Below are 11,065 nucleotides of genomic sequence, written 5' to 3'. Positions count from 1 at the left end.
GCTTCGCGCTGGCCGGCGTTTGCCATGAGCTGAAGCAGCGTGCTGCCGAGCGCGGCCGCGTCGACGACGCGGAGCGCGCCCGCGCGCTCGAAGTCGGTGACCAGCTCGCGGAAGTTTTCGCTGTGCGGCCCGCACAGCACCGCCGCGCCGTGCTGGGCGGGCTCGAGGATGTTGTGCCCACCACGCGGCACCAGACTGCCGCCGACAAAAGCGAGCGTGCCCAAGCCATAGGCCGCAGCGAGCTCGCCCACGGTGTCCAGCAGCAGCACACCGCCGGAGAAGGTGGTGGGCCGGTCCGAGCGTCGTACCCAGGGCAGCCCGGAAGCTTGCAACAGCGTCGCGACCGCCGGAAAGCGCTCGGGATGGCGAGGCGCAAGGATCAGGACGGCGTGGGGATACTGCGCCAGCACCTCGCGGAAGGCTGCGAGCACCAGCTCGTCTTCGCCCTCGACGGTGCTGCCGGCAACGATGATGTGTTCGCGCGGCAAGTCGCGCAACGTCAGCCGGACCGCATCGAGGCCGGGGGCGCCGGCGGCGCGAACGTCGTACTTCAGATTGCCGCTGACCTGCACGCGGCCTTCGGGTGCGCCGATGGCGTGGAGGCGTGCCGCATCCTCTTCCGTCTGCGCGAGGAACAGATCGACGTTTTGCAGAGCCGGGCGGATGAGCCATCCGCTGCGGCGATGGCGGTATCCAGGCAGCGAGCGGTCGCTGATGCGGGCGTTGACCACGGCGACCTTCGCGCCCGATGCTTTCGCCAGCCGCAGAAAGTTTGGCCAGAACTCGGTCTCGGCCAATACCACGAGTTGCGGACGCAGCACGCGCAGCCAGGCGCGGACGGTGAAGGCAAAGTCCAACGGGAAATAGAAGACGAACTGCTCGCCAAAGCGTTCGCGTGCCAGCTTTTGCCCGCTGGCGGTGGTGGTGGAGACGTAGACCGCGTCGAAATCGCGCCGCAGCTCTTCCACCAGGCGGCTGACGGCGAGGACCTCGCCGACCGAGACGGCGTGCAACCAGACGGTCCGCTGAGCTGCGCCAGCGGCGGGCCGCGCCAATCGGGGCGGGATCCCGCCGAGGCGCTCGCGCAACCCGGCGCGATATTTGCCGTGCCGCGCCATCTGGATGAGCCACCACGGCGCCGCGAGCAGCAGGGCCAGTCCGAGTGCGAGGCTGTAGAAAAGATACACAGGCGTCAGGCGTCAGGCGTCATTCTATAAGCGCAGGCTATCTTTCCGGACTTCTGGGGAGACGCGTGCGTGCGATTGTCCGGGCGTCATTGTCGGGAAGCAGCATCTAACCGATAATCAACTCCATGTTCCCGTCGCGACCGAGTCCGCTCCGGCACGTCCTGCTGCTCATGGTTGTCATCACCGCGGTGGCGTTTGCGAAGTTGGGTTTCGCGAAAGAAGCCACGCAGCCGCCGCCGAAGGCCACGCACGCGAAGACCTATCCCGCGGTGGACGCGCACCTGGACGAAAAGGTCGCCATCGCTGCCGACCCTTTCGACATGGCTGACAAGACGGCATTCATGCAGGTGCCGTACAAAGCCAACGACATCCTGCCCATCCGCGTGATCATCTCGAACGACAGCGATGCGCCACTCAACCTTTCGCAGATGGTGTTGCAGGTGAACACGGTGAACCCGCGCGCCAAGCTGGCGCCCGCCGACGTGGACGACCTGCAGCGCCGGCTGGCGCGGCAGACGCGCCGCGGCGACGAGCAATCGCGGAATCCGCTGCCCATCCCGCTGCCCGGGCGCAAGATGAAGCCGGCGGTGAAGAAGGAATGGCAGGACGAGCTCGAGGCGCTGCGCTTCAAATGGATCGTGGTCGAGCCGCACAGCAGCGTTTCCGGGTTCTTCTTCTTCGACGTTCGCGATCTCGAGCACCCACTCGCCGGCGGACATCTTTACGTGACCGGCATCCGCAATGAGAACGGCCGCGAGCTGCTGTTCTTCGATATCGCGCTGGAGAAGTACCTCACCTACCGGCCGGAGGCGCGATAAACACGGCCGGAGATAAAGGGGGCAATATCCGGGGTATATCAGGCGTTAACGGTAGAACTCCCGAAGTCCTTGGTATCCCGCATCTTCTGCGTAAAAATGCGCAGGAGACGACCGTGTTCCCTGGCCTGCGCGCCGGATCGGAAGGATTATGTCTTTCGCGGAAATGAAACGCTGCTTGCGCGGCGTGATCGCGCCGTTGCTGCTCACGCTGCTGATGGGTTGCGGTTTCCTCGATGGAAGCCGTGGTGGCGGAGGAGGCGGCGGCGGTGGCGGCGGCGGGACGACGATCTTCACGCCTACGCTGCTGAACCTTGCCGATGCTGCGCCCGACCGTGTGCTCGCGCTCTCGCTCAAGATCTCGGACATACAATTCCATCAAACCTCGGGCGCGAGCCTGAGCGCGCTGAACGCGGCCAGCGCCGGCGGCCTGACGGTGGAACTCACGCATCGGCAGACGTTGTTCGAGCCCATCAACCTCACCACCACCACCATCGGGCAAGGCACGTATGACTCGGTGGTCATCACGCTGGGCACGGCGACGGTGACTTTTGTGGATGACGCTGGCGTAGTGCGGCAGGATCTGAACCCGATCGTGACCAGCAGCACCACCACCGTGCCACTGGCCGCGAACCTGATCAACGGCAGCGCCACGTCCCCGATCGTGTTGAACATCCAATTCCTGCCCAGTTCGGTGAGCATCAATACCACGACCAACAAAGCGACCATCACACCGGCGTACTTCGCGACGGCGGTGCTGGCGGGGACCGCCGCATCGCAGACGGAAGCCAACGGCCTGGTGCGCCAGATCACTGGAGTGGTAGGGGCGACGCCGGCAGCGGGCGCGACCAGCTTCACGATATCGTCGAGCCAGTTGGCGAATCCGCTGACCATCGACACCGACGGCAGCACCACGTTCTCCGGCGACATTGCGAACTTTGGCTCGCTCAGCTCGAGCAACATCGTGCAGGTGCAGGCGGTCACGGTGCCGGGAACTTCGGCGAGTTCGCCGAAGCTGCTGGCCAGGACGATCAACGGCGAGAACGCCGGCGTCGGCGTGGCCACGGGCGCCGACCTGCAAGGCATCATCACCGATGAAACAGTGGACTTATTGACGGCGCCGTTCAACAACGTGAGTGGCTTTGTCTTCCGCGTGCAGAACGTGGCCACTACCGCCCTGACACCGCCGGCGCTGGGCAACGCCATCACGGTGAGCGACTTCAGCGCGCTCGATGCCACCCCCGGCAATTACGTGATCGACCAGCAGGATGTGGACCTCACCAACATGCCGCCGCTCTTTATCCCCACCTTCGACCGGGCGCACATCCGGCGAGTGCAGGCGATCTCAGCCATCTACTCGACTACGGCGGCAACCACCACGCCGAGGAAGTTGAAGCTCAAGCTGCAGACGCTGGACGGCACCGTGGTGACCATCGTCAATGGCGGCGTGATCAACCAGCAGATCATCCAGTTCAGTCCCCCGGCAGATTCCATCTTTGTCCTGCTGACGGGCCAGACCACGCTCACCGTGATCCAGCAACCATCCACGGTTACGCTGGGAACGGTCGCCGCGCCGGGGAATCCGATGCACGTCCGCGGGCTGCTGTTCTTTGATCTGGCGTCGGGGAGCTACTTCCTCGTCGCCGACCAGTTCACACCCTAGGTTGGCGAGCGACTCCACCGGCCGCTAGCTATAATCAACCGTCGCTATAATCAACGTCGATGGCGAGCGCAACGCGCATCCCGGCGGAGGTGCTGGCGCGATACGAGCCGGTGATCGGGCTCGAGGTCCACGTCCAGTTGCTGACCGCGTCGAAGATCTTCTGTGGCTGCTCCACCAGCTTTGGAGCGCCGCCCAACAGCCATACCTGCCCCACCTGTCTTGGCCTGCCGGGAGCCCTGCCCGTGCTGAATCGCAAGGCGGTCGAGTTCGCGGCGCTGGCGGCGATGGCGCTGGGATGCGAAGTACGCGAGACTTCCATCTTCGCGCGCAAGAATTATTTCTATCCCGACCTGCCCAAGGGCTACCAGATCTCGCAGTACGACCGGCCGCTGGCCGAGCATGGCCGCATTGAGATCAAGAGTGGCAAACGCATCGGCATCACTCGGCTTCACCTCGAAGAGGACGCGGGCAAGAGCTTGCACGAGGGATTCCCCGATTCGGCGACCAGCACTTACATCGACCTGAACCGCGCCGGCGTGCCGCTGATCGAGATTGTGAGCGAGCCCGAGATAGCGTCACCGGACGAAGCCTTCGAATGTCTCACGCGGTTGAAGGAGATCCTCCTGTTCACCGGCGTCTCCGACTGCAACATGGAAGAGGGCTCGCTGCGTTGCGACGCCAACGTGAGCGTGCGCCGGAAGAGCGAGAAGAAGCTGGGCACGAAGGTGGAAGTGAAGAACGTGAACTCCTTCCGCTTCATCCGCGAGGCGCTCGCCTATGAGATCGAGCGCCAGGTCGAGGCGCTAGAGGCCGGCACGCCGATCGTGCAGGAGACGCGGCTGTACAACGCGGACGAGGGCAAGACGTTCAGCATGCGCGCGAAAGAGCAAGCGCACGACTATCGTTATTTCCCCGATCCCGATCTTGCGCCGCTGGTGGTGGACGCCGCATGGCAGGCGGCGATCCGCAAACGATTACCCGAGCTGCCGGAGGCGCTGCGCGCGCGGCTGGTCGCGCAATACGGCATCACGGAGTACGATGCGGGCGTGCTGGGAGCATCGCGCTCGCTGGGCGAACAGTTCGAAGCGGCGGCGAATGCGGCGAAGAATCCGAAGCGGGTGGCGAACCTGGTGCAGAGCGAGCTGATGGGCCGGCTCAAGGCACGCAACCTGGGCATCGAGCAGTCACCCATCTCGATGCGAGGCGTGGCGATGTCCGCCGACCTGGCCGAAGCGGGAACGATCTCCAGCAAGATGCTGAAAGACCTCTACGACAAGGCGTTCGAGACGGGTGAAGACTTCGCTGCCGTCTACGAACGCGAGAAGCCGCAGCAGATCAGCGACGCGGGCGCGATCGAGCGGGCCATCGCGGAAGTGATGGCGGCGAATCCGAAGCAGGTGGAGCAGTATCGCGCGGGCAAGACCACGGTGAAGGCATTTTTTGTGGGCCAGGTGATGAAGGCGACCAAGGGCCAGGCGAACCCGGCCATGGTCAATGAGTTGCTGGATAAAAAACTTTCAGGGTAGGAGAAAGAATATGCGCCTGCTACTGCACTGGGTCCTGAGCGCGCTGGCGATGTTGCTGGTTGCACACTTCGTGCCCGGATTCGTGGTGAAAGGTTTTGTCGCGGCGCTCATCGCCGCGGCCGTCTATGGGCTGGTGAACGCCACGCTCGGCACGGTGCTGAAGGTGCTTACCTTCCCACTAGCGATCGTGACGCTGGGCATCTTCCTGCTGGTGATCAATGCGCTGATGCTGATGTTCGCAGCGGCGCTGCTGCCGGGAATCGAGGTGCACGGGTTCTGGCCGGCATTCTGGGCAGCGCTGCTGCTGGCGATCCTGGGCATGCTGATCCGCGGCCTGCTGCCGGATGACGAGAAGGAAGCGCGCGACTAGTCGCGGCTTCACTTTTTAAAGCCGGCGGGGGCGGGTTACAATCCGGCAGCACTCACCGCTGACATACGTCTTTCACTCTTCATGCATGTGACGGAGGACAGCCTTCCATGGGAACGACAGGAACGCCGATGGAGACGCCGGGCACCGCACCGACCACGATCGTCGCGGAGAAACCACAGCTCTCGCAGCCGCAACGCATCATCAACACCTTCATCGATCCGGTAAAGACCTTCACCGACCTGCGCCGGGGGACGGCGTGGTGGATGGCCTTTATCTTTATCGCAATCTGCTCCTACGTGTTCGTAGCCGCGGTAGCGACGAAGATCGGCTTTGAGCAGGTGAACGAGAACCAGATGCGGATGAACCCGAAACAGATGGAGCGCATCGATCAGATGCCGCCGGCGGACCGCGCCCGGGCGATGGATATGGGCGCGAAGATCACCAAGTACATCTCCTACGGATTTCCGGTGGTAGCGCTGATCGTCTTCGCCATCACTGCCGCTATCCTGATGGCGATCTTCAATTTCGGCTTTGGCGCCCAGGTGAGCTTCGGCCAATCGCTGGCCGTGGTGGTCTATGCCAGTCTTACCGGCTCGCTCAAGTCGCTGCTGACGGCAATCGCGCTTTTCGCGGGCGCCAATCCGGAGAACTTCACGTTCGAGAATCCGATCGCCAGCAACCTCGGCTTCTTCGTGGACATGAATGCGCACCCGGTGCTCTACCGCTTCGCGTCGTCGATGGACGTTTTCATGATCTGGTACGTCGTGCTGCTTGGCTTGGGCTACGCCTGCATCAGCAAGGTGAAGCGCGGGACGGCGATCGGAGTAGTAGCCGGTCTCTGGCTGGGTTGGGTGTTGATCGCGACCGCCATCAAGGCTATCTGACGACTTCGTCTCGGACGCTACATTTCAAAGCCAGGGCGGGGCTGCGGCCTCGCCCTTCGGCTTTGCACCGCGGCTGGGTCAGTCCGACTCCAGATACGCCCGTTCAGCAGCTAAAACCAGCCGAATAAGGTACTTAGCTCGTCCGTTCTGACGGCTGCGGCTATGCTTTAATAGAGTAACGAAAGCGTCACCGAAATCATGCGCCGCAGAGGTATCGGAATCCGTCGTCGCGCGCTGGCGTTCCACCGCCTCACGCGTGAACTGCTGTTGATCGCCAAGGGACTGGTGTCGACGGACCACGTGGTGCAGGCGCATATCGTGCCCATCCGGCGCTGCAATCTTTCCTGCACTTACTGCAACGAGTATGACGATTTCTCGAAGCCGGTCCCGGTCGAGGAGATGGAGCGCCGCATCGACCACCTCGGGCGCCTGGGCGTGAGCCTGGTGACGATCTCGGGCGGCGAGCCGCTGCTGCATCCCGAACTCGAGGGCGTGATCCGGCGGATAAGAAAGATCGGCGCCATCGCCGGTCTCATCACCAACGGATATCTGCTCACCGTGGAGCGCATCAAGTCGCTCAACGCCGCCGGCCTCGACCACCTGCAGATATCGATCGACAACGTGCAGCCCGACGAAGTCTCGATGAAAAGCCTGAAGGTCCTCGACAAGAAGCTGCAACTCCTGCAGGAGTACGCCGACTTCCACGTGAACATCAATTCGGTGATCGGCGCGGGCACGCGCAGTCCGGAGGACGCGCTCGTCATCGGACATCGCGCGGTGGACCTGGGATTCACCTCGACTTGCGGCATCATCCACGATGGCCACGGCCAGTTGAAGCCGCTGCGCGAGGTGGAGATGGGCGTCTACCTGCGCATGAAGGAGCTGGGCAAGGGGAGCTACGCGCAGATCAACAATTTCCAGGAGAACATCGCGCGCGGCCTGCCCAACCAGTGGCGCTGCCGCGCCGGCGCGCGTTACTTCTACATCTGCGAAGATGGCTTAGTCCACTACTGCTCGCAGCAGCGCGGCTTTCCCGGGGTCCCGATCGCGGACTACACCGTTGCGGACATCAAGCGCGAATTCGTCACCGAGAAATCCTGCGCGCCGTACTGCACGGTGAGCTGCGTCCACCAGACCAGCTACATCGATTTCTGGCGCGCGCCCCAGACCATCAAGCCGGAGCGGACGGGCGCGGCCAAGCCGCAGCCAGACCTGGTACAGATCCACTCCGATTAGCGCAGCCGCAACCAATCCCATACCTGGACCGCCAACGATCCCTCTTGAGAGAAGATTGTCATCCTTCGCGCGCGGGGTTATGCGCGCGGAGGATCTATGCATTTCGGTCTTGGGCGGGTGCCCCACCTTTTCGCGTCCGCGAAATAGGACGGGGTGCAGAATCCTAGCCGAAGAGGCTTTCCAAGTCACTCTGAGATTGCATTTTTCGTGCCTTCTCACGTGTCGTCTTATTGTTCAGGTCAATTTTCCGGTAATTGTCGCCCTGCTTCCTAACAAATAGCAGACGACCGAACTCGATGCCATGCAGATCTGCAAATTCTGCCAGACCTTTGGCCTTTGCCCAGGCGTCCGCTCGGCTGGTGTCGTGGGGCTCGATTATGTCGGCCAGGAAACCCGTACCTCTTTTTCGAAAAACGACGAAATCGGGGTAGAAGGCTTTCTTTCCTGCAAGCTCGTACGGAATGCAAAGAGCCCAGTCTCGACGAGGCAGGTTACGGAGCCATCCCAGGAAGCCTTTCTCCTCCATCGCTTCCTTCAACAATTCCTGTTCCCATCCGTTCAGCTTCTCGAAGAATTCTCCCTCTGTGTTGCTATACAGATGGTGTTTCCACGGGTCACCGACCTTTTTCTCCACAATTTCGTCAGGCAGGTCCCAATCCTGACGTACAGAATCTCCGCTCGCTTGGATAAGAGCCGCAAAGCGAGCCCGCTCGGCAGCTGGAAGTGCCTGTATAGCTGGCCTATTCTTTTCCCAAAGCCGGGTGCCCCACGTAAATGAGGGGTGCCGGTGGCCCACATGAATGTGGGTGCCCCACACAAGCCGGTTTTGCTTGTGTGGGAGGAACGGTCTCTGAGCCGCATAGAAATCTTGTCAAGCCCCTCTTCCGCCCGATTTCCCGCTAACTCGCTGAATCGCTTCACGATATAGTTTCAAGATAAATGTCCGGTTTACCCCTCCCCTTCTGTCATACTGGATATGGCAGGGTGTGCCTACACCCTGATCGACCTATCTGCTCTTTGAAAACACGACAAGCCATTGGGTAACCCAATCACGCATTGGGTAACCCAATCCGTAACGGTAACAATATACTTGACACACAAGATGAATCCCGATAGGATGGTGCTGCATCGAGATGGTATGGCAAAGAAAGAGCGAACAGCCATGAAACAGCCGCACACCCTGCAAGAAGCAATCGTTTACTTCTCCGACCCCGAACGCGCCTTCGTCTACGCCGTCAATCTGCGCTGGCCGGACAAGCACGTCACCTGTCCACGCTGCGGACACGACAAACACTATTTCATCAAGACGCGCTGCCTGTGGCTCTGCAAGGGCTGCAAGAAACAATTCACGGTCAAGGTCGGCAGCATCTTCGAGGATTCCGCCCTCGGCCTCGACAAGTGGATGACCGCCGTGTGGATGCTGGTCAACAGTAAGAACGGGGTCAGTTCTCACGAGATGGCCCGGACACTCGGCATCACGCAGAAGTCGGCATGGTTCATGCTGCAACGTATCCGGCTCGCGCTGAAGAAAGACGGCAAGGTCGGCGGTTCCGGTAACGAGGTGGAATGCGACGAGACTTTCATCGGCGGCAAGATGCGGAATATGCACCGCGACAAAAAGATTCGCTACATCCGGCGCGGCGGACACTCGGGGAACAAGACTGTAGTGTTCGGTGCGCTTGATCGTGACGCTCGCCAGATTCGCGCCCAAGTCATTCCCGACATTCGCCGGGACACTTTGCAAGCGGAAGTCCTGAACAGCATCCACCACGGCTCCAAGATTTACACCGATGCTTTCAGCGGGTACGACAAGGTCAAGGCCGACTACGTCCATGAAGTCGTGAACCATGCGGAGCGGTATGTGAGCGGTCGCGTTCACACGAACGGCCTCGAAAACTTCTGGAGCCTGTTGAAGCGTGGCCTCACTGGAACCTACGTTGCGGTCGAGCCATTCCACCTAGAGCGTTACGTTGACGAACAGGTGTTCCGCTACAACACTCGCAAAGACCTAAACGACGCTGGCCGCTTCGAGCTTGCGATGGGCCAAGTCGCAAACAAGCGGCTCACCTATGAGCAGTTGACGGGCAAGAGCGACTCGCCGCGAACGCAATAGGCAAGGCCGTGGCAAGCGGTCTAACCCGCGTCGCCGCGTTTGCGCTTCCGATCTGCCGGACGGGAAGCCTTCTTCTTCGCACCGTCGGAAGCCTGTCCAACTCGTACTGTTTTAGGGGCTTTGAACAGTGCTACCATCGTGCGCTCGAAATCCTCTTTAGCCCTCGGCCCTTCGTGGTACTCGTATCGCCGCGCCATATATGGACTACCTCACTTCGAAGTTTATCGCCTTCCTTCGCAAGCTGGATAAGGTGCTTAACGCACTACGTTCCGATCTTGGAGAGATTAAGAACCATGTTGAAACCATAGCCAAAAATAGCGAGGCCGCAAAACAAAGCCAACAGGCCGCACCAGTTCTGCGCGCCGAACTCCAAATTCCAGACACCGCAAAAGTTCAAGAGTATCCCCAGGATACAAAGAAAATACGCCGCGAGTGGTTTGTAGCTGGCACCCATGCTGCGACTTTTATTGCCATCGTCGCCTATGCGGTTCTGACCTTCAATATGTGGAACGAGATGATTCGAAGCACCGACGCGGCAGAGCGCGCCGTAGACGAGGTGCGACACAATAGGCTGCAATCCGAAAAAGGTCTCCAGGTGACAATTAACCAGTTCCGACTCGATCAGCGCGCCTGGGTGGGTTTCAGTGGGGCCCATGTTGACGAACTCAATCCCGACAAGGAAATCATTGTCAAAGTTGATGTCAAGAATAGCGGCAGGACTCTTGCGAAGGAGTTCCGTGGATCCTCCCTCATGACCTTCGACGCTAAGTCCGTGCTCACGCACTTTCCCCCGCCGCCAAGTGGCGGGCCAGAAAGCAACGCTGTTATCTGGCCCGGCCTCGAAGTCTCTGTATTTGTTGACCAGTCTGTCGGCAGTCTCGTTGACTCTAAGCAGCACCGGTTCAAACTGACCCAGCCAGCCATAGATCGAATTAACCAACGGCAATGGTTCCTGTTCGTTTATGGGACATACACCTACCGCGATGTGTTCGGCGGCGCCCATTTCAGTACGCTCTGCGGTAGGTACTCGCCATCCAGTAAACAGTTCGAGGCTTGCCAGAACCATAACGACGCAGACTAACCCTGTCACGGCAAGCAATAGTAGGCAGGGGCCTACTTGTGTGTCAAATATATTGATGCCTCCGTAACCTGATGGTTCTAAACGGAAATGGACAAAACGGGGAGGGGGAGGGGGTGACCCGATCCCGCCCGCCACGCTCTTCGAAAATCCGGACCCAGCGAGCCATCGGGATACCCGATCGCTCATCGGG

At 60.9% G+C, this 11,065-nt stretch carries 10 protein-coding genes; 8 read left to right on the top strand and 2 right to left on the bottom strand.

The genetic code is table 11. From position 1 onward, the window contains the following. Nucleotides 1–1,187: 3-deoxy-D-manno-octulosonic acid transferase (locus M3P27_03810; GenBank protein MDP9267434.1), on the bottom strand; the 1,187-nt coding region annotated here is incomplete at its 3' end. A 125-nt stretch (nucleotides 1,188–1,312) separates the two neighbouring features. On the opposite strand from M3P27_03810, the gene M3P27_03805 reads away from it, so the two are divergent. The 6 genes from M3P27_03805 (at nucleotide 1,313) to M3P27_03780 (ending at nucleotide 7,681) form a co-directional block, all read left to right on the top strand. Next, on the top strand, nucleotides 1,313–2,005 hold the full coding sequence (locus M3P27_03805) for a hypothetical protein (protein MDP9267433.1): 693 nt from the start codon (nucleotides 1,313–1,315) through the stop codon (nucleotides 2,003–2,005). A 163-nt stretch (nucleotides 2,006–2,168) separates the two neighbouring features. Further along, nucleotides 2,169–3,665, top strand: a complete 1,497-nt coding sequence (locus M3P27_03800; protein MDP9267432.1) for a hypothetical protein — start codon at nucleotides 2,169–2,171, stop codon at nucleotides 3,663–3,665. A gap of 59 nt (nucleotides 3,666–3,724) precedes the next feature. Beyond that, a complete protein-coding gene (gene gatB, locus M3P27_03795; GenBank protein MDP9267431.1) occupies nucleotides 3,725–5,191 on the top strand; it encodes an Asp-tRNA(Asn)/Glu-tRNA(Gln) amidotransferase subunit GatB in 1,467 nt (488 codons plus the stop codon). 10 nt (nucleotides 5,192–5,201) lie between these two features. After that, on the top strand, nucleotides 5,202–5,561 hold the full coding sequence (locus M3P27_03790) for a phage holin family protein (GenBank protein MDP9267430.1): 360 nt from the start codon (nucleotides 5,202–5,204) through the stop codon (nucleotides 5,559–5,561). Between the two features lie 107 nt (nucleotides 5,562–5,668). Beyond that, on the top strand, nucleotides 5,669–6,445 hold the full coding sequence (locus M3P27_03785) for a YIP1 family protein (protein MDP9267429.1): 777 nt from the start codon (nucleotides 5,669–5,671) through the stop codon (nucleotides 6,443–6,445). Nucleotides 6,446–6,643: 198 nt separating this feature from the next. Continuing rightward, nucleotides 6,644–7,681, top strand: coding sequence for a radical SAM protein (locus tag M3P27_03780; protein MDP9267428.1), 1,038 nt, complete (start codon nucleotides 6,644–6,646; stop codon nucleotides 7,679–7,681). Between the two features lie 163 nt (nucleotides 7,682–7,844). Here the strand turns inward: M3P27_03780 and M3P27_03775 are convergent, their stop codons facing one another. After that, nucleotides 7,845–8,315: a hypothetical protein gene (locus M3P27_03775; GenBank protein MDP9267427.1), complete on the bottom strand. Its 471-nt coding sequence runs from the start codon at nucleotides 8,313–8,315 to the stop codon at nucleotides 7,845–7,847. 528 nt (nucleotides 8,316–8,843) lie between these two features. Between M3P27_03775 and M3P27_03770 the strand changes: the two genes are divergently transcribed. Both M3P27_03770 and M3P27_03765 read left to right on the top strand, forming a co-directional pair. Beyond that, on the top strand, nucleotides 8,844–9,794 hold the full coding sequence (locus M3P27_03770; GenBank protein MDP9267426.1) for an IS1595 family transposase: 951 nt from the start codon (nucleotides 8,844–8,846) through the stop codon (nucleotides 9,792–9,794). Between the two features lie 199 nt (nucleotides 9,795–9,993). After that, nucleotides 9,994–10,875, top strand: coding sequence for a hypothetical protein (locus M3P27_03765; protein ID MDP9267425.1), 882 nt, complete (start codon nucleotides 9,994–9,996; stop codon nucleotides 10,873–10,875). Nucleotides 10,876–11,065 lie beyond the last annotated feature (190 nt).

The sequence above is a fragment of the Acidobacteriota bacterium genome, assembly GCA_030774055.1.
Lineage (GTDB): Bacteria > Acidobacteriota > Terriglobia > Terriglobales > Acidobacteriaceae > JACPNR01.
This window is presented reverse-complemented; position numbering and strand designations above follow the sequence as displayed.

Coding starts and splice junctions, on each gene's coding strand:
- M3P27_03805 (MDP9267433.1), top strand. CDS start 1,313: ATGTTCCCGTCGCGACCGAGTCCGCTCCGGCACGTCCTGCTGCTCATG.
- M3P27_03800 (MDP9267432.1), top strand. CDS start 2,169: ATGAAACGCTGCTTGCGCGGCGTGATCGCGCCGTTGCTGCTCACGCTG.
- gatB (MDP9267431.1), top strand. CDS start 3,725: ATGGCGAGCGCAACGCGCATCCCGGCGGAGGTGCTGGCGCGATACGAG.
- M3P27_03790 (MDP9267430.1), top strand. CDS start 5,202: ATGCGCCTGCTACTGCACTGGGTCCTGAGCGCGCTGGCGATGTTGCTG.
- M3P27_03785 (MDP9267429.1), top strand. CDS start 5,669: ATGGGAACGACAGGAACGCCGATGGAGACGCCGGGCACCGCACCGACC.
- M3P27_03780 (MDP9267428.1), top strand. CDS start 6,644: ATGCGCCGCAGAGGTATCGGAATCCGTCGTCGCGCGCTGGCGTTCCAC.
- M3P27_03770 (MDP9267426.1), top strand. CDS start 8,844: ATGAAACAGCCGCACACCCTGCAAGAAGCAATCGTTTACTTCTCCGAC.
- M3P27_03765 (MDP9267425.1), top strand. CDS start 9,994: ATGGACTACCTCACTTCGAAGTTTATCGCCTTCCTTCGCAAGCTGGAT.